Origin of the sequence: Martelella lutilitoris (genome assembly GCF_005924265.1) — a bacterium.
Classification (GTDB): Bacteria; Pseudomonadota; Alphaproteobacteria; order Rhizobiales; family Rhizobiaceae; genus Martelella; species Martelella lutilitoris.
The window spans coordinates 45,269-71,879 of the sequence record NZ_VCLB01000010.1 but is presented as its reverse complement, the minus strand read 5'-3'; the positions used below and the strand labels follow the sequence as shown (position 1 = coordinate 71,879).

The 26,611-nt window shown below is 61.2% G+C and carries 15 protein-coding genes and 1 pseudogene; 10 read left to right on the top strand and 6 right to left on the bottom strand.

Annotation, left to right across the window (positions count from 1 at the left end; translation table 11 throughout):
* Nucleotides 1-447 precede the first annotated feature (447 nt).
* The 5 genes from FF124_RS17760 (at nucleotide 448) to FF124_RS17740 (ending at nucleotide 6,652) form a co-directional block, all read left to right on the top strand.
* A complete protein-coding gene (locus tag FF124_RS17760) occupies nucleotides 448-1,356 on the top strand; it encodes a LysR family transcriptional regulator (protein WP_138749821.1) in 909 nt (302 codons plus the stop codon).
* 92 nt (nucleotides 1,357-1,448) lie between these two features.
* Nucleotides 1,449-1,928, top strand: a complete 480-nt coding sequence (locus FF124_RS17755; RefSeq protein WP_138749820.1) for a formate dehydrogenase subunit gamma — start codon at nucleotides 1,449-1,451, stop codon at nucleotides 1,926-1,928.
* Nucleotides 1,925-3,496, top strand: a complete 1,572-nt coding sequence (locus FF124_RS17750; RefSeq protein WP_138749819.1) for a formate dehydrogenase beta subunit — start codon at nucleotides 1,925-1,927, stop codon at nucleotides 3,494-3,496. Before FF124_RS17755 ends, FF124_RS17750 begins: the two co-directional genes overlap by 4 nt.
* Before the next feature lie 4 nt (nucleotides 3,497-3,500).
* Complete coding sequence (gene fdhF / locus FF124_RS17745; protein WP_138749818.1) at nucleotides 3,501-6,374, top strand: formate dehydrogenase subunit alpha; 2,874 nt, start codon at nucleotides 3,501-3,503, stop codon at nucleotides 6,372-6,374.
* A 53-nt stretch (nucleotides 6,375-6,427) separates the two neighbouring features.
* Nucleotides 6,428-6,652, top strand: a complete 225-nt coding sequence (locus tag FF124_RS17740; RefSeq protein ID WP_138749817.1) for a formate dehydrogenase subunit delta — start codon at nucleotides 6,428-6,430, stop codon at nucleotides 6,650-6,652.
* A gap of 49 nt (nucleotides 6,653-6,701) precedes the next feature.
* On the opposite strand, the pseudogene FF124_RS20865 reads toward FF124_RS17740, so the two are convergent.
* From FF124_RS20865 to FF124_RS17725, 3 genes and pseudogenes are all read right to left on the bottom strand, one after another.
* Nucleotides 6,702-6,907, bottom strand: a pseudogene (locus FF124_RS20865) (transposase); the annotation flags it as partial.
* Nucleotides 6,908-7,010: 103 nt separating this feature from the next.
* Nucleotides 7,011-11,612: a glycosyltransferase gene (locus tag FF124_RS17730; protein WP_138749816.1), complete on the bottom strand. Its 4,602-nt coding sequence runs from the start codon at nucleotides 11,610-11,612 to the stop codon at nucleotides 7,011-7,013.
* A gap of 421 nt (nucleotides 11,613-12,033) precedes the next feature.
* Complete coding sequence (locus tag FF124_RS17725; RefSeq protein ID WP_187326995.1) at nucleotides 12,034-15,543, bottom strand: autotransporter domain-containing protein; 3,510 nt, start codon at nucleotides 15,541-15,543, stop codon at nucleotides 12,034-12,036.
* 371 nt (nucleotides 15,544-15,914) lie between these two features.
* Between FF124_RS17725 and FF124_RS17720 the strand changes: the two genes are divergently transcribed.
* The 4 genes from FF124_RS17720 (at nucleotide 15,915) to FF124_RS17705 (ending at nucleotide 20,838) form a co-directional block, all read left to right on the top strand.
* Entirely contained in the window at nucleotides 15,915-16,322 is a 408-nt protein-coding gene (locus FF124_RS17720; RefSeq protein ID WP_138749814.1) for a GFA family protein, read from the top strand.
* A 132-nt stretch (nucleotides 16,323-16,454) separates the two neighbouring features.
* Complete coding sequence (locus FF124_RS17715) at nucleotides 16,455-17,246, top strand: response regulator transcription factor (RefSeq protein ID WP_138749813.1); 792 nt, start codon at nucleotides 16,455-16,457, stop codon at nucleotides 17,244-17,246.
* Nucleotides 17,247-17,386: 140 nt separating this feature from the next.
* Nucleotides 17,387-19,189 carry a ShlB/FhaC/HecB family hemolysin secretion/activation protein gene (locus tag FF124_RS17710; protein WP_187326994.1) on the top strand — a complete coding sequence of 601 codons (1,803 nt, stop codon included), beginning with the start codon at nucleotides 17,387-17,389 and terminating at the stop codon, nucleotides 19,187-19,189.
* 80 nt (nucleotides 19,190-19,269) lie between these two features.
* A complete protein-coding gene (locus FF124_RS17705) occupies nucleotides 19,270-20,838 on the top strand; it encodes a serine hydrolase domain-containing protein (protein ID WP_246072526.1) in 1,569 nt (522 codons plus the stop codon).
* 459 nt (nucleotides 20,839-21,297) lie between these two features.
* Here the strand turns inward: FF124_RS17705 and FF124_RS17695 are convergent, their stop codons facing one another.
* Together FF124_RS17695 and FF124_RS17690 are read right to left on the bottom strand one after the other, a co-directional pair.
* Nucleotides 21,298-22,344: a serine hydrolase domain-containing protein gene (locus FF124_RS17695; RefSeq protein ID WP_138749810.1), complete on the bottom strand. Its 1,047-nt coding sequence runs from the start codon at nucleotides 22,342-22,344 to the stop codon at nucleotides 21,298-21,300.
* A 168-nt stretch (nucleotides 22,345-22,512) separates the two neighbouring features.
* A complete protein-coding gene (locus tag FF124_RS17690; protein ID WP_138749809.1) occupies nucleotides 22,513-22,725 on the bottom strand; it encodes a hypothetical protein in 213 nt (70 codons plus the stop codon).
* Between the two features lie 196 nt (nucleotides 22,726-22,921).
* Between FF124_RS17690 and FF124_RS17685 the strand changes: the two genes are divergently transcribed.
* Nucleotides 22,922-24,181, top strand: a complete 1,260-nt coding sequence (locus FF124_RS17685) for an MFS transporter (RefSeq protein WP_138749808.1) — start codon at nucleotides 22,922-22,924, stop codon at nucleotides 24,179-24,181.
* 54 nt (nucleotides 24,182-24,235) lie between these two features.
* On the opposite strand, the gene FF124_RS17680 is transcribed toward FF124_RS17685, so the two are convergent.
* Nucleotides 24,236-26,608, bottom strand: a complete 2,373-nt coding sequence (locus tag FF124_RS17680; RefSeq protein ID WP_138749807.1) for a YbcC family protein — start codon at nucleotides 26,606-26,608, stop codon at nucleotides 24,236-24,238.
* Nucleotides 26,609-26,611 lie beyond the last annotated feature (3 nt).

The following is a 26,611-nucleotide window of genomic DNA, read 5'->3' as shown; positions in this document are numbered from 1 at the left end:
TGGCCATCCGCGTGGATCGCCCACCATCGGGCTTTCCTCGGGGCCTGCTTTCGTGCGGTCTCGAACATATTCGTCTGGCTCGTGGGCATCGAACAAAACTGCCTGCGAAATTGAGTTCACGAGGCCCAAAGGTCAATCTTCACCCGCGCCTGAGCGGCCTACGATCGCGCGCCGTAGAGCTTGTTTCGCATGGCGTCGGGGGAAGGCTCGGCAATCAATGCCAGCGAAAGCAAAGAAAGCATCCAAATGGCTGACTTGCTCGTTATCGCGTTGACCGCCAATATGCGGCTGAAGCCGGTGGGTGAGAAGCACCATCTCTGACAAGGTGGCAAACCGGTGAGAATTCGGCCGCGGCGGTGGCGTGATTGCCGCTGCCGGGGCCAGATGCACGCAAGCGGCCCCAATTACTGCCGAAACCGCCGCAAGCGGCTCCCGGGTGGAATAGTCATGATCGAAAAACTGGACATGTTCATAACGCTGGCGCGGGAGCAGCATTTTGGGCATGCGGCGCAGGCCTGCGGCGTTTCGCAGCCGGCGCTCTCGGCATCCATAAAGCAACTTGAGGAGCAGCTGGGCGTGCTTCTGGTGTTGCGCGGCTCCAGGTTTCAGGGGCTGACGCCTGAAGGAGAGCGGGTGCTGGAATGGGCGCGGCGGCTTGTCGGCGATGCCCGGACCATGCAGCAGGAACTCGAGACCATGCGTCATGGGCTCAGCGGCCACCTGAAGGTGGCGGCCATACCCACCGCGCTTTCCTATGTTCCGGCGCTGACGGCGCCGTTTGTTGCGGGCAATCCCGGTGTCACCGTCTCCGTGTTGTCGCGTTCGTCCTCCGAAATCCTGTCGCTTCTGGAAAATCTCGAAATTGACGTCGGCATTACCTATCTCGACAACGAGCCGGTGGGGAAGGTCACGCAGATCCCGCTCTACCGCGAAACCTATTGTCTGGTGACGGGCGCGGATACAGAGCAGGCGACCGGCCAGCGGATCACCTGGCGGGATGTCAGCCGCCTTCCGCTCTGCCTTTTGACCAAGGATATGCAGAACCGGCGGATTCTTGACGGGATACTTGCCGATGCTTCCGCCGATGTCGCGCCGACGCTTGAATCGGATTCGATCGTCACGCTGTTTGCCCATGTGCAGACCGGCCTCTGGTCGACCATCATGCCGGAAAGTCTGGCAACGACGTTTGCCATCGGCACGCTGAAGACCATACCGATCGTCGATCCGGTTGCGGGCGCCCGTGTCGGTCTCGTTGCCACCCACCGCGAGCCACATGCCCCGTTGATTTCTGCCGTGTTGCGGCAGGCGCGGCACCTGGCCCAGGCGGATAAACTTGAACAGGAAAGTCATCTATAAGAAAAAGCCATTGACTGACGGAACTGCGGCATTGATCAAGCAGCAGTGGGTATGACATTTTTCAAGTCGGGTTCTGCGGGAGGAGCGGCTTGATGGATGTGAATGTGCAACGGGAGGCGGTTTCCGCACGGACGGCCGCGATCGTCGAAGACCATCTTGAGCGTGAAGCGCCGCTATTGCCTATATTGCAGGATATACAGGCAGAATTCGGTTATGTGCCGGAAGCCGCATTGCGGCTCGTCGCGGACAAGCTGAACCTCAGCCGCGCCGAAGTGCATGGCGTCATGAGTTTTTATCATGATTTCCGCCGCGAACCCGCCGGTCATCACGTGTTGAGGATCTGTCGCGCCGAAGCCTGCCAGTCCATGGGCGGCGAGGCGCTGGCCGATGGTCTGCGCGCGGCGCTTGGTCTCGATTGGCACGAGACGACCGCGGATGGCCGGTTGACGCTTGAACCCGTCTACTGTCTGGGCCTTTGTTCCTGCGCGCCGGCGGCCATGCTGGATGATGCGATCTATGGTCGGCTCGACGAAGCGACGCTGAAGGATGTCGTTGCGGAGGCCGGACGATGAAACCCGTCATTTTCATTCCTTGCGATGCTGCTGCCCTCGCCGTTGGCGCCGACAAGGTGGCATCGGCCATCTCTCAAACGCTTGCCGCCCGCGGGCTGGACGCGCAGATCGTGCGCAATGGCTCGCGCGGCCTGCACTGGCTGGAGCCGATGGTCGAAGTGCGCACCGGCCATGGCCGCGTTGCCTATGGCCCGGTAAAACCATCTGATGTCGAAGGCCTGTTCGATGCCGGTTTTCTGGAGGGCGCAGATCATCCGCTTTTCCTTGGCGAAGCCCGTGAACTGCCGTTCCTGAAGCGGCAGACGCGCCTGACCTTTGCCCGCTGCGGCGTGACGGACCCGCTGTCCGTCTCTGACTACCGCCATTACAAGGGGCTGCGCGGACTTGAAAACGCGGTAACGATGCAGCCCGGCGACATCGTTCAGATGGTCACCGACAGTGGCCTGCGCGGTCGCGGTGGCGCCGGCTTTCCGACCGGCATCAAATGGGACACGGTCCGCAAGGCGCCGGGTGCACGGAAATACGTCGTCTGCAACGCCGACGAAGGCGACAGCGGCACCTTTGCCGACCGGATGATCATGGAGGGCGACCCCTTCGTGCTGATCGAAGGCATGGCGATCGCGGGCATCGCGACGGGCGCGACCAAGGGCTATATCTACACCCGCTCGGAATATCCCCATGCGATCCAAACCATGAGAGCGGCGATCGAGATCGCGCGCCGGGAGGGCATTCTGGGCCCGGCGGTGCTCGGCTCCGAACACGCTTTCGATATGGAAATGCGCGTGGGCGCCGGGGCCTATGTCTGCGGCGAGGAAACCTCGATGCTCAACAGCCTGGAAGGCAAGCGCGGCGTCGTGCGCGCCAAGCCGCCGGTCCCGGCGCTTGAAGGCCTGTTCGGCTGTCCGACCGTGGTCAACAATGTGCTGTCGCTGGCCTCCATCCCGCTGATCCTGGACCGCGGCGCGGAATACTATCGTGATTTCGGCGTCGGCAAATCGCGCGGCACCATGCCGATACAGCTTGCCGGCAATATCAAACATGGCGGGCTGTTCGAGACCGCCTTCGGGATCACGCTCAATGAACTGATTTACGATATCGGCGGCGGCACGGCGAGCGGCCGGCCGGTGAAGGCCGTGCAGGTCGGCGGGCCGCTCGGCGCTTATTTTCCGACGAGCCACTTCGATATTCCCTTCGACTATGAGGCCTTTACCGCCAATAACGGCCTGATCGGCCATGCCGGCATCGTCGTCTTTGACGACACAGTCGACATGATGAAACAGGCGCGCTTCGCCTTTGAATTCTGTGCGCTGGAAAGCTGCGGCAAGTGCACGCCCTGTCGCATCGGCGCGGTGCGCGGAGCCGAAGTGATCGACAAGATCGCGGCGGGCGCGGGGGTCGCCGAGCAAAAGGCGCTTCTGGATGACCTGTGCAACACGATGCGGCTAGGTTCGCTCTGCGCGCTGGGCGGCTTCACGCCTTACCCGGTTTCAAGCGCGCTCACCCACTTCCCGGAAGACTTCGGACCGCGCCCTCAGTCACAGACCCAACCGGCAGAAGCAGCGGAGTAGTGACATGTCCCTGATCAAGGAAATCGATTACGGCACACCGGCTTCGAAATCAGAGGCGACGGTTACGCTCACCATCGACGGCTTCGAGGTCACCGTTCCCGAAGGCACATCGGTGATGCGGGCGGCCATGGAAACCGGGATCGCCATTCCCAAGCTGTGCTCGACCGACATGGTCGACGCCTTCGGCTCCTGCCGGCTCTGCCTGGTGGAAATCGAGGGGCGGCGCGGCACGCCGGCCTCCTGCACCACGCCGGTTGCCGATGGCATGGTGGTCTCGACCCAGACCGACAAGCTGAAGACGCTGCGCCGCGGGGTGATGGAGCTTTATATCTCCGACCACCCGCTCGATTGCCTCACCTGCGCAGCCAATGGCGACTGCGAGCTTCAGGACATGGCCGGCGCCGTGGGCCTGCGCGATGTGCGCTACGGCTATGACGGCGGCAACCATGTGAAGACGCGCGACGGCGGCGGCGAGGTCAACGCACGCTATCTGCCGAAGGATGAGAGCAACCCCTATTTCACCTATGATCCGTCGAAATGCATCGTCTGTTCGCGCTGCGTGCGCGCCTGCGAAGAGGTGCAAGGGACCTTCGCGTTGACGATTGCAGGCCGCGGTTTCGAATCCCGCGTGTCGCCCGGCAGTTTCGGCGATGACTTTCTCGGCTCCGAATGCGTCTCCTGCGGGGCCTGCGTTCAGGCCTGCCCGACGGCGACGCTGCAGGAAAAATCGATTTACGATATCGGCCAGCCGGAACACTCCGTCGTCACCACCTGCGCCTATTGCGGCGTCGGCTGTTCCTTCAAGGCGGAAATGCGCGGCGAGGAACTCGTGCGCATGGTGCCCTACAAGGATGGCAAGGCCAATCACGGCCATTCCTGCGTCAAGGGCCGTTTTGCCTATGGCTATGCCAGCCACAAGGACCGTGTCCTCAACCCGATGATCCGTGAGAATATCACCGACCCCTGGCGCGAGGTTTCGTGGGAGGAGGCGCTCGGCTTTGCCGCGTCCAGGCTGCGCCGGCTTCAGGCGAATTACGGGCGGGATTCGATCGGCGTCATCACCTCGTCGCGCTGCACCAATGAAGAGACCTATCTGGTGCAGAAACTCGCGCGCGCGGTTTTCGGCAACAACAATACCGATACCTGCGCCCGTGTCTGCCACTCGCCGACCGGCTACGGGCTCGGCCAGACCTTCGGCACGTCGGCGGGAACCCAGGATTTCGACAGCGTCGAAGACGTCGATGTCGCGCTCGTCATCGGCGCCAACCCAACCGACGGGCATCCGGTGTTTGCCTCGCGGCTGAAAAAGCGGCTGCGGCAGGGGGCCAAGCTGATCGTCATCGACCCGCGCCGCATCGATCTGGTCCGGACGCCGCATGTGGCGGCAAGCCATCATCTGGCGCTGCGCCCGGGCACCAATGTGGCCATCGTCACCGCGCTTGCGCATGTGATCGTCACCGAGGGGCTCTACGACGAGGCCTTCATCCGCGAGCGTTGCGACTGGGACGAGTTCCAGGATTATGCCGCCTTTGCCGCCGAGCCCGCCAACAGCCCGGAATCTGTCGAGGCGCTGACCGGCGTTCCGGCCGCAACGGTTCGGGAAGCGGCACGGCTTTATGCCAAGGGCGGCAATGCGGCCATTTATTACGGTCTCGGCGTTACCGAGCATTCGCAGGGCTCGACCACCGTCATCGGTCTTGCCAACCTTGCGATGATGACCGGCAATATCGGCAGGCGCGGCGTCGGCGTGAACCCGTTGCGCGGCCAGAACAATGTTCAGGGCTCCTGCGATATGGGCTCCTTCCCGCACGAACTGCCGGGCTACCGCCATGTCAACAACGCGGATGTCCGCGATATCTTCGAAAAGGCCTGGGGCGTGCCGATTTCGGACGAGCCGGGTCTGCGCATTCCCAACATGCTGGACGCCGCCGTCGACGGCACCTTCAAGGGGCTTTACTGCCAGGGCGAGGATATTCTGCAATCCGACCCGGATACCAAGCATGTGTCGGCCGGGCTGGCGGCGATGGAATGCGTCATCGTCCACGATATCTTCTTGAACGAAACGGCGAATTACGCGCATGTCTTCCTGCCGGGCTCGACCTTCCTGGAAAAGGACGGCACCTTCACCAATGCCGAACGGCGGATCAACCGGGTGCGCAAGGTGATGTCGCCAAAGGCCGGCTATGCCGACTGGGAGGTGACACAGTTGCTCGCAAACGCGATGGGCGGCAACTGGTCCTATGCCCATCCATCCGAGATCATGGCAGAGATTGCCGCGACGACGCCGAGCTTTGCCAATGTCACCTATGACCTGCTGGACGAGAAAGGCTCGGTGCAGTGGCCCTGCAATGACGAGACGCCGGACGGCACGCCGATCATGCATATCGACGGTTTCGTGCGCGGCAAGGGACGCTTCATCCGCACCGATTACGTGGCGACCGACGAGAAGACCGGACCGCGCTTCCCGCTGCTTCTGACCACGGGCCGCATTCTCAGCCAGTATAATGTCGGCGCGCAGACGCGGCGGACGGACAATGTCGTCTGGCACGAGGAGGATGTTCTCGAAATCCATCCGCATGACGCCGAGCTTCGCGGCGTGAAGGACGGCGATTGGGTGAAACTGCAGAGCCGCTCCGGCGAGACCAGCCTGCGCGCGAAAATTACCGACCGGGTCTCGCCGGGTGTGGTCTACACCACCTTCCATCACCCGGCCACGCAGGCCAATGTCATCACCACGGATTTTTCCGACTGGGCGACGAACTGCCCGGAATACAAGGTGACGGCGGTTCAGGTCTCGCCATCCAACGGGCCGACGGACTGGCAGGAGGAATATGAGAACTTTTCGAGACAGGCGCGACGCGTCGAGGCGGCAGAGTAGAATGGCGCATCACCGGCAAATACGGCCGGGATGTCCGGTGGAGGACAAATGACATGGCACCTGAAAAGCTGACCTATATGGCCAACCAGATTGCCGCCTTCTTCCGCTCTCGCCCGCATGAGGAGGCAGTGGCCGGCGTCGCCGACCACATCAGCAAGTTCTGGGAACCGCGTATGCGTACCCAGCTCTTCGAGATGCTGGAAGAGCCCGGCAGTGACTTTGACCTACTTGTCATAGAGGCCAGAGACAGCATTCGGCCGGTGGACAAGCACGACTGAGCGCGCTGCCACTGAAACGCTGCCTGTTTGCCATACCTTGATGCTGCTGCTTTGCCGAACGCGCGTCCAGCGCCGTCAGCCGCTTCGCCCCGGAAACGTCCATGCCGCCGTATTTGGCTTTTCACTTATTAAAGGTCGCGTCTGAAATCCCGTGCTTGCGGCACACGTCGGCCACCCTTGCGCCGTCCGCAAGGGCTCACCCTGCTCCTTCAGCACCAAAGTAATCTGCTCTTCCGTAAATCCCTGCTTCGTCATATGTCCGCCCTCGATCGGCCGGACTCCAATCCAATCTGAAGGGCTCTAGTGCCAGGTCAGACTTTCCGGCACGTCGAATGGCTCTTCATTTTCACGCAACGTCTCACTCGCCGGCGGCGACGTCCTGCGCGAATAGCGAAGACACAGCGCTTTCGAAACGCTGATACCCGAAGTCGGAAGCGCGCGAATGGGCAGCAAGGCTCAGCATCTCCAACGTTTCGTCCGAAGTGTCGTTCAGCAAACGTCTGGTCTGGACAACCAAGCCATCCAGGTCCTCGAAGAAAAAGCCGTTGAGACCATCCGTGACAATCTCGGTCGGGCCGCCGGCGCGAAGGGCAACAGGGATCGCACCGCCCGACATCGCTTCAACGAGACTGATCCCGAAATGCTCCGCCTTTTCGGGTTCCGCTTGAAGATCGCGGCCAAGGCCGGTTGCATGCCAGTAAATCAGGCTCTCCGCGTAAAGCCGCCTGAGCGTGGCTATCGGACAATTGACATGGAAGAAAACAGGCAGGTCAGCGGCAGCTTCTCGAATGGAGGCGAGGAAATCGATATCGCTGGCCTCCGGGAATGACGAACCGGCCAGATGCAATTCCACGTCGTTGACGCCGCTTTCGATGAGCTTCCGGAATGCCTCAATCTGAAGATCCTGCCGCTTCGAGTGGCCGCCGACAAAGAAACGCCCCACGGACAGGATCATCCGACGCCTTGAGGCCGCAGGCTCGACCAAGGGAACAGGCGGATAGACAATTCTGGTCGGCACGGCCGGAAGCCCGGCCTTGCGACAACGGCTCCTGTAGTTTTCCTCCGTGAAGGTCGAATTGACCATCACCGCCTGGTAGGTCTGCAGCATGTCGCCATCGCTGCTGGCGTTCTCCTTCAACTGAAACGGGAACTGGCAGTGATAGATCCGCACCCGACCGCGGCCCGCGACAGGCGGCAGCGCGGCATTGCCCATGGTCAGCATGAGGTCCGGATCGGGGCCCTTCTCGAACTCTGCGAGCGTCTTGAAGCAAAGCATGCCAAGGTCGAGGTCGAAAGCGGAGCCGATCTGGCGCAAACGGAGATCAGAATAGCGGTTGGGCGTAACCACTTCGACCCTGTGCGTGCGGGCAAGTTGACGGGCAGCGCTGAACAGGTAGCGTTCGCCGCCTCCGGGCGTGACCGAGTAGGGTGTATAGACAACGGCGACAGGAAGCTCCGCGGTCTCCTGCGGAGGCGTGGACCACTTGTCCGGCACGAAGTCTGCAAGCGCTTCGGACAATGCTGCATCGTCGCGTTTTCTCAGGAACTCGCCCCAGCGCGCGACAAACTTGTCCCTGTTGGCATCGCCCAAAGCCTTGCGTCGCGCTTCCGCCTTCGTATTGCCGTTCGCTGCAGCGCCTTCGATATGAATAACCCGGCTGTCCGGGCAGTAGGCGACAGGCCTGCCGAGTGCGCGAAGCTTGAAGCACAGGTCGGAATCTTCGTAATAGGCAGGCTCGAAGGTGAGATCGAAACCAGCTGCCGCAATGAACATTTCACGATCGATCAAAAGCGCCGCCGCCGAGATATAGTCGACATACCTCTCCGACAGGATATCCTGTGTCGGAAAGTCCTGATCGCGCCCATAGCGGACTGGATATCCGCCTTCGTTGATCGTCCCGCCCGCTTCCTGAACGCGACCGTCCGGCCACAGGAACATTGGTCCCACCGCGCCGAGCGAAGGGTTTTCATCCATCATTCGGCGCATGGCGGAAAGCCAGCCGGACTGCGGGAAGGCATCGTTGTTCAACAATACGACATATTTTCCCCTGGCAGCCTCAGCCGCAATGTTATTTGCTTCTCCAAAAAACCGGTTGCAACCGATCTTGATGAAGGTAACGCCCGGGATAGGCTTGGACAGCCGTTCGATATCCTCCTCGCCTGACCCATTGTCGACGATCACAATCTCATATGTGTAACCTTCCGTATTCAGCCAGATCTGACGGATGCACTCCAGTGTGAGCGCAGAAGCGTTCCAGTTGACAATCAGAATGGATACGTCCGGATCGACACTCGTGCACCAGCGCGCGGCGCGTTTCATCACCTTGTCGGTCGAAAATCGTGCCGCTCCGGGAAAATAGGGACGGTAGCAGCCCGAGATCACAGGAACCGGAGCAGAACCGGCCGCTTCAAGGCCCTCGCTTCGCAAGGTGTCGACGGCGTCGGACCAGGTCGGACGAGAAAATTCCCTCTTGATCCTGTCTTCCGCTGCCTCGACGGCCGGGCGGTCATTGAGAGCTTTCAAGAATACCCCGACAGCACCTTCAAGGTCATTCGGATCGAAATACCAGGCGAAATCTTTCGCCTGCTCCATGACAGGCGGAAGATTGGAAGCCAGGCAGAGTTTTCCGTGCTGAAGGCTCTCGACGACCGGAAGTCCGTATCCTTCGCTCAACGAGGGAAATGCGGTAAAGCGGCAGGCCTGCGTCAACGCCGCGATTTCCTCATCATCCAGTCCGGACAGGACAACAAGTTTCCCTGTCTCGACAAGATCACGATAGATCGAATCCCGAGAGCCCAGACCCGCATCATTGCGCCCGGCGAGAACCAGCTGAGGCACATCATGCCCCTTCTCCAGCAACAAGCGCCACAGGCGGCAAAGCATAGCCTGGTTCTTGCGCGCATCGATCGTGCCGACGCTGAGAACAAAATCATCGACCTCGAGATCGGCGAATTTGTCCTGCTGAAGCTGTTTCTCAGGGGCAGCAATCTGCTTCAGAGGATGCGCTCCAAAGGGCGCTTTGACGATTTGCGCACCGACCTCTACGCCTTCCAGGATCGCCCAGCGCAAAATCTGCGCACGCACGAATTCCGTGGAAACATAGATGCGATCTGCGGTCTGAAGGGCAACGGTCAGCCATTCCGCAAAACGTCTTGACTGCGCCTCGTCGACATCCGCCCCCCCTTCAAGAGGAATAATGTCGTGAACCAGAACGGAAAAGCCGATGCCCTTCTGGAAAAGGTGCCGGAAGAGCGCAGTGAACTTGGGCGTCCAGACCAAGCCGGTGAAAAAAACATGGTCACCTTTGGAAGGCGCGCGAACCGCATCGAATTTTCCGACGCCCTCCTGATAGCTTCCGCCGAGCTTCGAAAAAAGATCGGCGTTCAGCTCAGCGCCGCTCATGCCAATCAGGTCAAGGCCGGTCCGTCCTGTGCGGCACGGTATGAAATCAACTCGCTCTTCGCTCAACGCAGCGTTCAGAATTTCGACGGATACCCGTCCCACGCCCGTCAGCCTCTGATGCGCTTCAAGCCAATCGAGCGTGTCGCCGACATAGAACCAAAGGCGGGGAGAAATGGAGATCGGTCGCGACGAACAGATCGTCTCGGGCCTGGGATCCGCCTCCGACACAAAGGCGTCCTGGAGCAATAACTGTGCCTGGTCGATACGATTGCGACGGTACGCCCTCCGCTTCCTCGCATTGAATGGGTGTCGATAAAGCGCGGTATACCTTGCCTTTCTGCGACTAATCAGCTTCCGGACGGTTTGAGAAGCCGGCGCAGTATCCATCAAGATCGAGCCATCAAGGCGGCGCAGCATTTTCTCGCGCTGTTTCTGCCGGTATTTCTTCCGCTTCCGGCTTGAGAAAGGGTGCCGGAGCGATGCTTTCCAATTCAGTGCACGCAGCTTTGGCTTAAGCAACTCACGCGCCAGAGCGCCATTCGGCGCCGCCACCTTCTTGGGTTCGGCATGGGATTGCCGAGCATCCAATCGCGGTATCTCGTCGGCGCCTTTCTCGAGGAGCCCGGTCAAAATGCCGATCTGGCCGAGCAACTCGTCTATCCGCTGTTCGCGACGATCACTCAGTTCACGCACTTTGATCGTGTTTTTCTCGGCCTGATCGAGACTGTGGGCCAGCTTGAAATATTGCTTTTCATATTTCGCAGCAGTCGCCTCGGCTCCTTCCAGCGCGGCCCTCAACCGATCCATCTCGACCTTCTGTCGCCCCGTTTCATCTCGCAAGGCATCTCGATCGGCTTTCGCAACGAGGGCATTCCACTCGCGCGCAACCTTGTCCCCCAGCAAACTGTAAGCTTGTCTTATCTCGGTTGCGGTATCGTCATCGCCGTTCATGAACGGCGCCAGACATTCCGGGACCTCCCCGAGCGCCAGAACTCCGAGCCCGTGCTGGTGATGGAAATTGAAAGTCGGATATTTTTCGCTCAATTCACCGAACAGTTTCCAAACGCCGAATTCGCGCTCTCTGACCTGGGTATCGTGGAACAGAACAATGGCGTTCTGCGAAAGCTTCGGAAGCCATTCCTCAAAATCATTCTTCGCATCTTCGTAAAAATGGCGTCCGTCGATGTGCAGCAGGTTGATGTATCCATCGGGAAACTGTGACACTGCGTCACTGAACGTTGAGCGCACAAGGCGGGAAAAGGCCGAATAGCTTTCATTTACCCGAGAAACATTCTCAAAGACCTCCTCCCCGTAGAACCCGGCATGCTCGTCGCCAACCCAGGTATCAACGGCAAAGGATGCCGTTTGCAGGTCATGTTTCTTGATTGCCTGGCAAAAGCAAAAGTAGGAAAAACCATTATGAGTGCCAAGTTCGACAAAAACCTTGGGATTGAGCTCAGAAATCAGATGAAATGCGAAGGGGGCATGTCCGAGCCATCCTGATTCGACGATCGTCTCTGGCGAAATCAGACTGTTTCGAGAAAGGAATTCCTGCATGTAACACTCAACTGTTCTGAACGCGCCGCCCAAGCTGAATTTAGGATGAAACGCTTTATTCGGTAAGCTATAGGCAAATTTGACCGCTTTGGAGGCGCTGGGAAATCGACACTTCCAGTTATATCATGACAGAAGAATTGTCACCGCAATTTGGAGAACCGGCTCTCCCGCAACCCTCGTTCCTTTAACGGTCGTAGAACCCCCCCTCCTCTTTCAAGGGCGCTGCCAGCGGCAACGCCGTTTCGGCTAGGTCTCCGCCTCTGCTGTTGCCGGATGCCGAAACCGGTTGACTTCACCGGAAACAGTCGCTTTGCCGATTGGCCAAGCCAGGCCGGCGGAGGTTTATTGCAGTCCAGCAAGCCACCGAAGGCTGTTTTGGTTTGTCTCTGGCAGAAGGCCCGCCCCATGCCGCTTTCACGCTCTAGAAGCGAAGGTCGAAGCGCATGTTGAAATTGTGATCCTGCACCCCTTCGGCAAGCTGCCCGTCATAACCAAGGGAAAGGTTGGCTTCGTTGGAGAGGTCGAAAGACAGGCCGACCCCGAGCAGAGCCGCGTCCCGGGCCGTTGGAACACCGGAGATCCCGAAACTGCTGCCGCCATCGAACGCCATCACGGAGATCCCGTTGAGATCGCCATAGGCATGCTGCCAGCCGGCATGTCCGGAAAGACGTGCCGCCGTTTCGCCGAGCATGATGTCACGGCCGGCGCGAAGGCCGAGCGTCGTGGTCCACAGATCCTGCGTCTGGGATGCCGCATGGAGCGCCGCCATGCCGCCGGTCTCGGAAAAACCGTCGGTCTTCAGGTTGACATAGGACGCCGCCGCGAACGGCTGCACATATCCGGCCTCGTCTCCGAACCGCCAGCCCGTTTCCGCAAAAGCCTGCAGCGTTTGGGCATCATAGTCGGCGTTCAGCTGCTCGCTCAGCCCGACAAAGGGCACGGTCCGCTTGGTGGAGATTGCATGGTGGCCGAAGGAGCCGCCCAAGCTGAGGTTGAACGGACCTGCCTGCGTGCTGCCATACCCGCCGATATAATAGCTGTCGGTATCGGCTGAAACCGTAAAGCCCTTCTCGTCAATCGAGGAATGCATGTAACCTCCGGTAAGGCCGAACAGCCAGTCCTGACCGACACGGGCGTCGCCGCCGAACAGGGCTCCGCCGCTGGATGTGTCCACGGTGTGGGCATTGCCATCGCCCTGATAGCGCCCGAGCCCGCCCAGAGCGTTGAACCAGACCGAGACCGGATCCTCCGAAAATGTCTCGCCGTTCTGCGCCGCGTCTGCGGCAAAGGCGGCATTAATCCGGGAGAGGATCGCCTTTTCGATCTCTTTGGGCTCATCCCTCAAAACAGTGTTGGCGGATGCATGGATTTCGCCGGAGAGCGCATCGAAAATCTGCGGCGCCTCATTCTCGTAGAGCCCTAGGATAGAGCGATAAAGCGCCGTGTCGGGCGGCAGGCTGTCCAGCCCCTGCGCCGTAGCCTTCTGGTTGGGTGTTCTTGCCTCGTCGACAAAATCGACATCGTTTCGCTGAAGCGTCAGATAGACATTTGCGGCATCGTAGCCGAGATAGGAATCGAGAAAGGCAAAATTTTCGCTCACGCTGCCGAAACCACCCGTGATACCGCCTTCGGCCGTCACCACGGTATAGACATTGATTGGATCATAGCCGGCGCCGGTATCGCCGGACCGCTCCGCCAGAACGACGAGACTTGCGCCCTTGTCTATCGTTGCCGCGCCCGCAATCTTCAGCAGGTCATTATTGATGCCGGCGTCTGCTCCGCCGTCATTGACCTCGACCTGGTAGACCGCGCCGTCGCCAAGCCTCAGATCGCCGGCGACATTCATTGTTCCGATGGAATTGCCCGGCGCGACCACACCCGAAATCACCGTGTCCCCGACCGTTCCGGAGCCGACAAGCATGGCAGCGGCGGAAACATTGACCGCGCCTATGGCGCCATTGACCACCAGCTTGCCGCCGAACACATCGGTACCGCCGGTATAGCTGCTCTTACCCGTCAGAATGGTCGTGCCGGAATAGACTGCGACGCCCCCCGCTCCGGTGATAGCGGACGCAAAGGTGTAATCCGCGTTGGTATGGTTGAAGACGATCTTGCCGCTGCCCGTGCCGAAATCGATCAGCGCTGTGTCGATATTGCCCGCGGCGACAGCCGCCTCGCCTGCCGCGGCACCGATGTTCAGCGTTCCCCGTGTCCCTATTGAAAACGCGTTCATGGCACGAACCGTGCCGCCATCGGCAACCGTCAGCACGCCGGTGGCGCCCGCGCTGCCAATTTTCATCGTATCCGTGGTCCACAGCGACCCGGTCCCGTTGACCGTCGCCGTGCCTCTCGTCCATGCGGACGGTCCGAGCGTGGCCGTTCCACTGGTAACAGCGCCGCCATTTTCGACCGCAAGCCCGCTGCCCGCAATCGAACCGATGGTCAGCGACCCGCCGGTCCCGGTGGAAAGACGCGATCCTTTTCCGGTAACCGTAATGCTGCCCGTGGGCAAGGAAAGCGATGCGCTGCCGACAGCGATCTTGCCCGACGCGTTGACACCGCCGCCTTCGCCGATCACAAGCGCGCCGGAACCAGTGCGTCCGATATTGAGAGCACCATTCAGCGTCCACAGCGCCGCCGTACCGGTGACATCGACGCGGCCATCCTCGCCGGCAACGGTTCCAATGAAGCCGGAACCGCTTGAAAATGCGTTGTTGATCTCAAGCGTGCCGGATGCAATGCGCACCTCGCCGCTATAGGCGCTCGTCGTCCCTGTCAGCCGAAGGCGTCCGGGTCCGTAGATCGCCAGCGTACCGGAGCCGGTGAAGCTGCCGCCAAACACCGTATCGGCGCTCTGGTTGACCGACAGCCTGGCTGTTCCCAGGTCGACTGTGCCGCCAGCTCCCGAAAATCGATGCATCAGGAGATCATTGTCGTTGAGATCGAGCACGCCGCCATTGACCGTGTAGGTCCCACCTTGCGCGAAGGCGAGCAGCGAGCCGGCCCGCAGAATGCCGCCTTCCACCCTGGTTTCGCCGGTATAGATGTTATTGCCGAACAGCGTGGTCGTGCCGGAATAGGCTTCGATGCCGCCTGCGCCCTTGAGATCGGGGAAAAACGTGTAATCCGTGTCGGTGTGGTTGAAGACGATGCTGCCGTCACCCGCGCCGAAGACGATCGCACCGGTCTGGAGCGCGCCGGCAGCCGTGGCTGTCTCTCCCGCCGCGGCCCCGATATTGAGGGCGCCGCTAGAACCGCCTGCCGCAGCGATCTCAACGCGATCGTTTGCGATGACGGTTGCGCTATCAGCCAATGTCAGAACGCCGCTTCCGCGATCGCCGACGACCAGCACGCCGCCGGTGCTTGTCCACGTCGTGCCCGCACCGGAAACAATGGCCGAGCCCGAACCGCCTGCAACAGCCCCGATGACGCCGCTTGCCGCCTCTGCCGTTCCGCCGCCTGACAGGATCAGCATACCGGTGCCCTTGCTACCCACGGTCAATGCACCGGTGAGCGCCAGTTTGGAGCCGGAACCGGACAGATTTACTGTCCCCTGCGCAATATCGTTTGCGCCGAGAACCATGTCCTTTCCGCTCATCGCGCCGCTGTCCGTGATGGTCAGCACGCCTTCGGCGTTCCAGCCCACGCGCGAAATAACGAAGTCATACCAACGCGATCCAACGCCGGTAATCGTTGCCGCGCCGTATTGATTGGTGCCGATATTGGCGATGGGAGCGGTTACCGTCCCGCCTCTGGAGATCGTCAGCGAGGCGGGATCCTTCACCCCCACCGAAACAAAATCGGTCTCCGAAATCGCTGTCCCGTACGGCCCGCCGTCGATGCCATCGACGGTAACATCAGTATTGATCCAGAGGCCTGCGAGCGCCGGTCCCGAAACCGCGAGAAACGCGGTCGAAGCCAGCAATGCCAATTTGGGAGCAGCTTGGAGCGCATGTTTGGCCACGCCCTTCGGGCGCTTGCGGGAACGCACGGATACATGAACTGGTCTTTTGGTTGATTGGCCTTGCCGCATGGTTGCTCCCCTGAAATCATTGCGCAGAACCATGCCTTCGAAGCGCCTTCGACGATCGGGAAACCGTGTTGACTTGCTTACGACATCAAGCTCCGCCGGCGCTTATTGTTCAGCAATCCAATGATTGGAATCCCCGGATCAGGGGTTTTGACCTGAAGGGCGGGAAGCCATAAACGGTTCGCATCGGGCATACGCCGCTGACGATTCTTTGCAGCGCTGCCGCGGATACGCCGCATCACACGAATGAAATTGAACAGGAGCGTTTCATCATGACCTCGATTACAGCTGGCTCCTGTCTGTGTGGTGACGTCAAATTTGAAATCTCAGGTGCGTTTGAGAACTTCTTTCTTTGTCACTGCACGCGATGTCGAAAAGATACCGGGTCGGCGCATGCGGCCAATTTGTTTTCGTCGACAGCGACATTAAGCTGGATTTCCGGAATTGAGAGCGTCCGAAGCTACAAGGTTCCGGGGACCCGGCACGAAAAAAGCTTCTGCACCAGCTGCGGATCGGCAGTGCCGAGCCTTCAGTTGGAGGGGGCATTGGTGGTTGTCCCGGCCGGGAGCCTTGATAGCGCGATTGATATAAGGCCACGTGCGCATATTTGCCTCGCAAGCCGCGCGGAATGGGACGCCGGTTTGGACAACATCCCAAAATTCAACGGCCTTCCCGGTTAGGTTCAATACAGCAAACCGGTCTCCGGCAAACGCGACACGGCTCGCATGTTTTCTTGACCGTCCTCCCATTAATTTTGATAGTTGCTAACGTTAAAGAGTGGGAAACGCCATTTTCGACGGTCAAACAGGCTCATGCTGGACGAAACAATCGATACTGAACGAATTTATGCGCTTTGGGACGAGCTTTCGGATTTTGAAGCGTCGCGCATGCCCGAGGCGCGCGTGCATCTGCTGACGGTCGTCAGCGACATGATCGACGCGCGACAGGCCGACTGGATCGGCGCCGTCAGGCTTGCCGACAACGTGCATCGCGACCCGCTTTTCGGATGGCGGCCACGAAGCCTGTCAGCACTTTATCCCGACGCGGAAGCCGCACGAACCATCCAGGAAGCCTTCGCCCTGATGGAGAAGGGCGAGCCCGACATCACCACGATCCGCAACGCCGAGCTTGCCGGACAATTCCGGGTGTTCATGCTTGATGAGCTTGCGACGCCCGAATGGTTTGAGAGCTATTCCTACAAAACCTTCTATCGCGGGCTGGACCGGCTGGATTCGATCTGGGTGGGCATTCCCATCAATGCCGATGCCGAAATCCAGATCGGCTTTCACCGCGAGCTCTCGCAGCCTCGCTTTTCGGAGCGTGATCGGCGGATCGTGGCGCACGCCCTGCGCGGCATCCGCTGGTTCTATCGTCTTCAGATGCTCTCGGAAGGGATCGGGGTCGCATCCGACCCCCTGACGCCCATGGAAGCCAGGGTGCTGCGCGACCTGCTGCAGGGACTTTCGGAACGCAATATTGCCGAAAACAACGGCCAGAGCCCACATACCGTCCATGATCACGTCAAGCGGATCTACCGCAAATACGGCGTTTCGAGCCGCGCGGCATTGATGGCGCTTTGGCTGGGGCAGCCCATACCCCCCTAAACAGGGGATTCCAAACGCGGAACGGCTGACCGATAAGCTTTGGCAAAACAGGGTCTCGTCAATTCCGGCGCACCGCGCCGCCGTCATCAGGCTGAATGCAAGAGTGGGTCCCTTATGCAACGATCAGTGTGGGGGGAACCATGCGTCAAACGGCCCTGTCAGAGAAACCCGCTTTTCTGGCGATAACGCGCCTGCAATTGCTTGCCCTGACTGACGATAAAAAAACGCAGGGCAGCCTTCCGGGGACATCCCTCAAGAGCGGTCCGCCCGCGCGCCCGACTTCCTCCTGGTGGGGGTTTCTCGCCTGTGGCGCGCTCGCGACCCTATGCCTTTTCACGGGTACCGACACCGCGCTCGCGCAAACCGCGGAGCGGATCGAGCAGACGGTTGCCGGCCAGACGACCATTCTCGAGCGGTTCACCCCGCCCCAGCGTATCGGCACGGTCGATATCAAGGTTCAGGATCAGCGCAAACGCACCCCCGAAAAGGATGCCGCGCAGGTACGCTTCACGCTGAATTCGCTGACCGTTGAGGGCGCGGAAACGCTGCCCGGCACGGCGTTTTCCGATCTCTGGCAGGGCATGACAGGCAAGGTCATCACGCTTGCCGATCTCTACCGCATCGCCGCGGAGATCGACGCCCGCTATCTGAACGCGGGCTATCTCGCCATGACCGTCGTGCCGGTCCAGGATTTTTCCTCCGGCAAGATCACGCTCCGCGTCTATGAAAGCTATGTCGGGACGCTGGAAGTCAACAGCACCATTCCGGGTATCCGCGAGCGGCTTGCGCCCTATATCGACCGGATCATCGCCATGCGGCCGATCCGGATCAAGGAGGCCGAGCGCATTCTGCTGCTGATGAGCGACCTCGGCGGGCTCGATATAGAAGGCACGCTGATCCGGCCGGAGACCCCGCAAGGCGGCGGAACGCTGCACCTCGATATCGGTTTCGACCGCGCCTCGGGCGGCGTCGGTCTCGACAATCTCGGCACCGATGAGGTCGGCCCGCTGGAGCTTTCCGGCAATGTCACCGTCAACGACATGCTGGGGCTTTTCGATACGGCAAGCCTTGTCGGCGTGACCGTTCCCAACACGCCGCAGGAGATGATCTTCTTGCAGGCCTCGCAGGATATCCCGATCGGCTTCAACGGCCTGTCCGCCGGATATGATCTCTCCTACATCACCCAAAAGCCGGGCGGCGATCTGAAGGCGGACGACATTCATATCGAGTCCGTGATCGGCACGGCGCGGCTCGACTATCCCTTTATCCGTACGATCGACCAGAGCCTCTTCGGCAGGATCGAGGTCAATCTGCGCAATGACCGCGTCTATGTGATGGGCGCACGGGCGGCGCGCGAACAGACGCGCTGGGCGGCGATGTCTCTGACCTATGACCGGCAGAACGGAGACACGGCATTCCTGACGACGGCGGAATTCGGCCAGGGGCTCGGGCAGGAAACCACCCTGCCGGATGTGCCCGAGGACTATCGCTTCGCGCGTCTGAACTTCGACATCGCGCATGATCTGGGCGCCGACACGGCCATCCGGCTGCGCAGTGCCGGGCAGTATTCGGCAACGCCGCTGCCGGCAGCGGCGCAGTTCTCGCTCGGCGGCGATCCCTACGGCTGGGCGTTTGACGGCGGCACGCTTTCCGGGGCCAGCGGCGCGGCGGCCGCCCTTGAACTCAGCCATAATGTCGAGACAGGCTGGTCGGCGCTTCCGGGTCTGACCTGGACGACGTTTGCGGATTATGGCGTTGTCTGGAACGAGGCGGCAAGCGCCGATTATGCGCGCGATTCGCTCGGGTCCGTCGGCGTCGGCGTGAGCGGCATGTTTGCGGAAAAGATGAGCTTCCAGCTCATCGCCGCCGTCCCGTGGTACAGTCCCGATAACGGCGAGGATGAGGGACTCAGGATATTCTTCAGGCTGGGGCTGCCGCTTTGACGAGGTGTTGACCGCGTCAGCATTCGAATATGAGATATTCCGGCCGCGCCGGCAATTTGCAACAAGGAGAGAGGTTTTCCATGTCACAGTTCAGGGCTTCGCGCCGCCGTTTCTTGGCTTCCGCCGCACTGGCTTCAGCCTCGCTCACTTTGCTCCCGCTCCCCGCACTTGCAGACATGCTGCCGCCCTCTCGCACATCGGCTGTTCCGGTTCCACCCGGCCAGATCGACAAGGCTGTGGCAGCCCTTGACGGCATTGTCACAGACATCAAGGCGCGCAGCGGCGTGCCGGGCATTGCGGTCGCCGTGGTGCATGGCGGAAAGACCGTCTACGCCAAGGGCTTCGGCACGCGCGACGGCGCCCTGCCCGTCACGCCCGATACGGTGTTCCAGCTCGCCTCGCTCTCCAAATCCGTCGGCGCGACGGTCGTTGCCCGCCAGGTCAGCCGCGACGTGGTCTCCTGGGACAGCCGCATGCAGGATCTTCTGCCGTGGTTTTCACTGTCCGACGCGGCGGTGAGCGACCGGCTGACCATCGGCGACCTCTACAGCCATCGCTCCGGCCTGCCCGGCCATGCCGGCGATGACCTCGAAGACCTCGGCTTCGACCGCCAGACCATTCTCGAACGGCTGAGGCTCCAGCCGCTTTCGCCTTTCCGCATTAGCTACGCCTATACGAATTTCGGCCTGACGGCGGCCGCGGAAGCCGTCGCCGAAGCCTCCGGCGTGGCTTGGAGCGACTTGGCGGAAGAGGCAGTCTTCGAGCCGCTCGGCATGACTGTAACCAGCGCGCGTTTCGAGGATTTCATGGCGCGTGAAAACCGGGCGACACCGCATGCCAGAACCGCAGATGGCTTCGCCCCGCTCTATCAGCGCGATCCCGATGCCCAGACGCCCGCTGGCGGCGTCAGTTCGTCGGTCAATGACATGACGAACTGGATGAAGATGGTGCTCGCCGATGGCGGCGACCTCATAAGACCCGAGGCGCTGCAGCCGGCGATCAGCCCGCAGAGCTTTTCCAGCAGGCCGCACAGCCCTGACGAACGCGCGGGCTTCTATGGCTATGGCTTCGGGGTGGGCACCACCGAGAGCGGCCGGGTTATCCTCAGCCATTCCGGCGCCTTCATCCTGGGCGCTGGCACCTATTTCGCGCTGATCCCCTCGCTCGACGTCGGGATCATCGTCCTCTCCAACGCCGCGCCGGTGGGCGCGGTCGAGGCGATCGGCGCGAGCTTTACAGACATGGTGCAGACCGGCAGCGTGACCCGCGACTGGTTTTCAGGCTACGCGGCGCTGTTTGCCGGCGATTATATACCTTTGGGCGAGACCGCTGGAATGCCGTTCCCGAAGGCGGCCGCTGCGCCGCCCCTTGCAAGCTATTGCATCGGCCGCTACAGCCACCCCTATTTCGGAACCGTCGAGGTGCGCGAGGCTGACAACGGCGGCCTGGTCCTGTTGGCCGGCCCAGAACCGGAAGCCTTTCCGCTGATGCCATGGGACGGCGCGATGATGGTTTTCGACATTGAAACCGAGAACGCCCCCGCCGGTTCCCGCTCCGCCGCCACCTTCTCCGGCGGCCAGGACAAGGCCGAAACGCTGGAGATCGAACTCTTCGTACAGAACGGACCCGCCCGGTTTAAGCGGATATAGGGCGGTTCGCGATGTGGTCGGTCAGGAGCGGCGCACTGCCGTCCGTACCGTCCCGGGGGACAGATCGAAGGTCCCGGATTTATCGATATCCACCCCGGAACAATTGCCGATCCGGGTTGCGACGCGGCTCATCGTGACACGCGAGGCCGCGAGAAAGCACTTGTCCTCCTCCAGCAAGACGAAATGGCAGTGATCCTGTGGCCCGATGATGAAGCCTGTCAGCGCCGCCGCAGCCGTCGCGCAGATAGGAGCGCTTCCACTCCGCCCAGAACCGGTCCAGGGCCGCCAGCCGATCCGCCTGCGGTTGCGAGGGAAACAACGGGGCCGCTGCAAGCGAAAGCGGCAGAAGAAGACACCAGAGGAGGGCGAGGCTAATGATGCGCGTTGTCACCTGGAGAAACCTCATCCGCAAGCCCGTTCAGCCTTGGCGCGTTTTGAGTTTCTGCCTTCAAACAGCACTCAAGCGTGATCGTATAGGCCGAAAAGCCCCGCGGCTATTCGAAACACATCATTCGCCGTATTGTTGGAAAAGACCGCGATCAGCAGATCGTCATCAAGGCTGTAGATGAAATAGCTCCGGAACCCGACAATGCTGCCCTCATGCATGATCAGGTCGCCGCTTCGCATCACGCCGAAAGCGTAGCAGGCCGGGCCGCGCAGATCGCGTCCGGGCCAGCGCGCCGCATCGATGGGCACGACCGGCTGAAGCATGCGCTCGAGGGCTGGTTTCGTAAGCCCGGGCAGCGCCATGCGCCTGTAGACGCCGACCCATCGCGCAAAATCGTCCGCGGTGGTCACCAGGCCGCCATCGGCGGGGGTGACGGGCAGAGACACGACATCATCGGCGACATGACTGCAGGCGCTATCGTCCCACCGAAGCCCCGGGGCATCGTCCGGCCGCGACCGGGAGTCTTCGTCATGGATCTCGGAATCCGCCATTCCGAGGGGGGCCAGCAACTCCTGCTTTAGATAGTCCGCGTAACGTCGCCCGCTGCGATGCTCGATGATCTTGCCGAGCAAGGTGAAGCCGATGTTTGAATATTGAAACCGCGCGCCGGGCGCAAAGTTGAGCGGGCGTCCCATCGCCTCCCGGATCATGCCGTCGATCGTCGCGGAAAACGCCCATCCATCTGTCACATCGTAATAGTCGCGGATAACCGCGTAATCGGGGATTCCGCTGGTGTGGGTCAGAAGGTGACGGACGGAAATTTCACTCCAGATGCGCGTGCGGTACGTCTCCGGCAGCAGAGCGTTGATCGGATCGTCGAGTTTGATCGCGTCGGCATCAGCCAGTTGCATGATGGCCGCTGCCGTGAACTGTTTCGTGAGCGAGCCGACATGCAACCGGCGGTCCGTCCGGTTCGGCTGAACCTTTCCTGACGGCCCATAGGCGCGCTTGTGAACGGTCCGCTCCCGGGACGTGACCAGAACGACGCCGGAAAAGTGCTCGCTTGCAACCATCGCCTCGAGAAAAGCTTCCGCGTTGTCGTCAACTGTTTCGCGCACTCTGCCCCCCTGCTGCCGAATGTCATTTCTGCCCGTGCAGGGCTTCGGACGCGAAGCCGGCGAGTTCGCGGATGAAGAAATCGATGATCGTCGCCGGCTTGCTTGCGCCCTTCTCCACCAAGTTTCGATGCTTCCGTTTCCGCGTTGCCCCGCAAGCTTATGTTGAATTCACCAGCTTTTGGAAAGGACTTGCGCAAAATCGACCTTGCCTGACGCCTGCTGTTTCAGACAAGGGAAATGGCGCGCCTCCCGCTGCGGCAGACCGGCCTCGTTCTTCTGCGCGTCGATCTCCTCGACCAGCATGACAGCGTTCTTGATCACCAGGCTGGTGAGAGCAAGCCCGATGCCGACGGCAAGGTGGAAGGGCGCCAGCACGATCATTGGGCAAGCTGCCCCGGTTCTCCAAACCCGCCAGAGAGCCGAAAACCAAATCCCGACCAACGAATCCGGCGGCGCCCTGATACGCCAGGGACGCGTTTATGTCATCCCCGATACGCAAACGAGACACCGCAAGGGCATTTCGATTTGTAAAATGCGCGCAGGTCGTCAATTGTAGATCAGCACTCCGGGGGCGCCGATGTTCAAGGTCTTGTCAGGCATATGGGCTCTTTTGGTTGGCATCGTGCTGATCATGCTGGGCAACGGCATGCAATTTACCCTTGTTGGCCTGCGCGGCGGACTGGAGGGGTTTTCGGCTGCGGCGCTCGCAATCGTGACGTCCGGCTATTTCGTCGGCTTCCTGTCCGGCGCCCGCTATACCCCTGTCCTGATCCGCAATGTCGGGCATGTGCGCGTCTTCGCGGCACTTGGCAGCTTCATGTCGGCGGCACTGATTTCCTTTCCGCTGCTCGTCGAGCCGTGGGCATGGACCTTGCTGCGCATTCTCATCGGTTTCTGCATGTCCGGCATCTATGTCACGGCCGAAAGCTGGCTCAATGATGCCTCGACCAACGAGACGCGCGGCAAGGTTCTGTCCGCCTACATGATCGCGCAGACACTCGGCATCATCGGCGCGCAAGGTCTTCTGACGCTTGGCGATGCACAGACCTCGGTGCTGTTCATCGGCGCATCGATCCTCGTCTCGATTTCGTTCGCGCCGGTTCTGTTGACCGTTGGCCAGGCGCCCAGGACCGAGGTCACGCGGCCGATGCCGTTGCGCGAACTCTATCGCCAGTCACCGCTGGGCACGGTCGGCATCTTCTTTCTTGGAAGCGTCTATGCGACGCAGTCGGGCATGGGCGCGGTCTTCGGCGCGCTGATCGGCATGACGGCGGATCAGATCGCGCTGCTCGTGGCGATGCTGTTTGCCGGCGCGCTCGCCTTCCAATATCCGATCGGCTGGATTTCGGATCGCATGGACCGGCGCAAGCTGATCTTCGCAGCCTCGCTGGTCGGCGCGGTATCATGCCTTTGCGGCTTCTTGGCCGGGGGCGGATTGTGGCCGCTGATGGCCGCGGCCTTCATCGCCGGCGGCATGACCACACCGCTTTATGCGCTTTTTCTGGCCTACACCAATGATTTCCTGCCGCCAGAAGACATGCCGGCGGCATCGGGCGGGCTGGTCTTTACATTCGGGCTCGGCGCGATCGCGGGTCCGCTTGTCACAGGCTGGGCGATGGAGTGGGCCGGACCTTTCACCTTCTGGCTGGTTCTCGGCGCGACATTCGCCGTGATCGCGCTCTATGCGCTCTACCGGATGACCCAGCGGCCCGGCATTCCCGTTAGCGACACCGAAAGCTATCTCGGCGTGATGCCGACGGCAACGCCGGTCGCCGTGGAAGCCGCCAGCGCCTGGGCAGCCGAGCAGGCCGAGAACGAACGCGAGGAGAACGGCTGAAACAGGATCGAAACCCTGTTTCAGCCGGCGCGTTGATGATTCTGGCTGCACGTGTCATGCCGCCAGGTCAGAGTACCGTTCGTCTTTCCATACGCCATCCGCGCAATACCGCTTTGCAATCCGGCCGTCCTTCAGGGCAAACAGATGCAGCCAGCGATTTTCGAACAATTCACGTACCTCGGGGTGGGCGTTGAGGATGTGGGTGATCGGCTCTTCGGGCGCTTCGATCAGCACCGAAAGCCTGAGCGGTGTATGCGCCAGATTTTCACCGTCATTGATCACCTGCCAAGGCAAACCAGGGCGCAGCCTTCCGCCATTGCCCTCCACGACGCCAATGCCGCCAACCACGTTATGGATAAGCTTGTTGCCGCCGCCGAAAATATCCGGCGCAACGGTCGAGCCGTAATATTGCAGGCTGATCCAGCTTGCGACGACAACGGGGGCGGTCAGGATCAGCTCGAGCGTCTTGAAGCCGTCATCCGCACGCCAGTCATAGCTGTGTAGGAAGGCCCGGCCGTTGAGACTTGCTCCGGCCGTCATCTTGCGCGGGGCTGCGATGAATGTCGCGCATCCGGCAAGCCCCCATTCGGGCCGGATCTCCGACCAGTTGGTCGCCCGCTTCGATATCGACTGCGCGCTGGCGCCCGTGAGGCGAATGGCCCGTTCGGCGCGTGCTTCCGCACCCGCACGCGTCAGCCAGGTCCTCAGGTGCTCCATCTGGTCCTTGTCACACTGAAAATCCCCGTCAAACACCGTGACCTCATCCGTCGTCGTATCGTGCAGGGCGGCGACAAAAAGGGTGTCGTCCGGAAGATGGATGCCGTGACCGGGCAGACCGGCGCGGGTCTCTGCATCGTTGAGCAGGCTTGCGAGCAGCCGTGCCGAGACCTCCCCCGAATAGCCTCCGCAGGCCCCACAGTGATAGGCGCTTTGATGCGGATTATTGGTGACATGGGCGCCGTGGCCGACCAGCAGGATCGTTTTGGCATGGCCGCTCGTCAGGCTCATGGCTTTCAGGACCGCGGCCGCTGTCGCGGCCTTTGCATCCGCGCCAAGCGCAGGATCGAGCCTCGGCGCCGAATGACATCGCGTGCCGCCAAGGCCGAGCGTGTCCTTCATCAGTTTGCCCGCATAAAGAAGGCCTGCCGCCTCCACATAGGCAAAGGACGAAACAGCCGCCTGCCGGAAACGCCCGAGCGCCCGGATCGACCGCGCCTTGATGCGGGCCGTCTTTTCGCTTTTGGCGGTGCCGTGACCAGTGGAGCCGAGAGTGGGTTTCAGCAAGACCGGCAGATGGCTTTCCTCGATATCCGAACCGTGTTCCCGATGCGAAACCGGCAGGCCGAAAAAGCCCGCAAAGCCGAGCGTTTCGATGCCGGGGTCCTGATTTTCCAGCGCGCGCCGGAACACTTCCGAGCGCACGTCGATGCAGAACGCGGCCTGCAGGACCGGCCGGCTTTGAACTTCCGGTTTCGAGACGAAAAGTCTTTGGGAGAGAGCACGCAGGTAAGCCCGCTCCGAAGCATCCTGCAAAATCTCGTCGACCACATGTTTGCGGGCTGGGGCAAGCCGCACGGCATGGAGCGAAAGCACCGTCTGCCACTGATCCGCCACGCCCGGATATCGGCGCATCAGCGCCTCCTCCCAGACCAACCTGATTGCGAGCAAGTCTTCAAGGGTTCCGTCTGAGTTCCCATCCTGTTCGGCACGCCAGAGCAGCCAGCGGGCATGCTGCGCCCAGCCGCCGAGATCGATGAGAAGTCTGTGGAACACGGTTTCAGCCGCATGCGCGGTGATATTCAGCCGCTCGCTCGCCCTGCGGATCGCTCTTTCAGCGCTGTCCGGCGCTTCGGAGACATGCGAGCAGAAGCCGGACAATCCCGCGATTTCCGGCGTCAGGTCGCGGCTTGCCCAGGACCGCCAGGCAGCAAACGCTGGCTGATCCGGCGCCGGCGACCACAACGCCTGCCCGCGATCGAAATGACCGGCGGCCCACAGTCCGACGGTCTTTTCGATGATCGACGGCCAATCGATGCCGGAAAGGTCGGCTGCGATCTCCGCGACCGTCGGAACGGGCTCCGGCAAGGGCAGCTCATCCATCGCCATGTCCTTCAGCGCGGCGAGGCTCTCGGGCTTCTCCGCGGCCCCGCTCGCTTCCAGAGCGGCGAGAAGGTCTGCATCGGCAATACGCCCGTCGGTGATGGCCTCCTGGAAATGATGCCGCGGTTGAACAAGGCTCACGCCCGCGCACCTTGAAAGATGCGCGGAAGCCGACGTGAAATCCTGGCCCGTCTGACCTAGGAAAGGGTTGACGGCGACCGTGGCATCGAGCGGAAAGGCCGGCGGAATGGCCCTCACCGCCTGCGCGCAGGCCTTGCGGATAACGGACGCCTCAAGCGCGGTGGATTGTCCCTGATCGATGAACATCTC

What these genes read in the sequence shown, in the direction of transcription:
- FF124_RS17760 (WP_138749821.1), top strand. Translation starts at nt 448, where the DNA reads ATGATCGAAAAACTGGACATGTTCATAACGCTGGCGCGGGAGCAGCAT.
- FF124_RS17755 (WP_138749820.1), top strand. Translation starts at nt 1,449, where the DNA reads ATGGATGTGAATGTGCAACGGGAGGCGGTTTCCGCACGGACGGCCGCG.
- FF124_RS17750 (WP_138749819.1), top strand. Translation starts at nt 1,925, where the DNA reads ATGAAACCCGTCATTTTCATTCCTTGCGATGCTGCTGCCCTCGCCGTT.
- fdhF (WP_138749818.1), top strand. Translation starts at nt 3,501, where the DNA reads ATGTCCCTGATCAAGGAAATCGATTACGGCACACCGGCTTCGAAATCA.
- FF124_RS17740 (WP_138749817.1), top strand. Translation starts at nt 6,428, where the DNA reads ATGGCACCTGAAAAGCTGACCTATATGGCCAACCAGATTGCCGCCTTC.
- FF124_RS17730 (WP_138749816.1), bottom strand. Translation starts at nt 11,612, where the DNA reads ATGCAGGAATTCCTTTCTCGAAACAGTCTGATTTCGCCAGAGACGATC.
- FF124_RS17720 (WP_138749814.1), top strand. Translation starts at nt 15,915, where the DNA reads ATGACCTCGATTACAGCTGGCTCCTGTCTGTGTGGTGACGTCAAATTT.
- FF124_RS17715 (WP_138749813.1), top strand. Translation starts at nt 16,455, where the DNA reads ATGCTGGACGAAACAATCGATACTGAACGAATTTATGCGCTTTGGGAC.
- FF124_RS17710 (WP_187326994.1), top strand. Translation starts at nt 17,387, where the DNA reads ATGCGTCAAACGGCCCTGTCAGAGAAACCCGCTTTTCTGGCGATAACG.
- FF124_RS17705 (WP_246072526.1), top strand. Translation starts at nt 19,270, where the DNA reads ATGTCACAGTTCAGGGCTTCGCGCCGCCGTTTCTTGGCTTCCGCCGCA.
- FF124_RS17690 (WP_138749809.1), bottom strand. Translation starts at nt 22,725, where the DNA reads ATGATCGTGCTGGCGCCCTTCCACCTTGCCGTCGGCATCGGGCTTGCT.
- FF124_RS17685 (WP_138749808.1), top strand. Translation starts at nt 22,922, where the DNA reads ATGTTCAAGGTCTTGTCAGGCATATGGGCTCTTTTGGTTGGCATCGTG.
- FF124_RS17680 (WP_138749807.1), bottom strand. Translation starts at nt 26,608, where the DNA reads ATGTTCATCGATCAGGGACAATCCACCGCGCTTGAGGCGTCCGTTATC.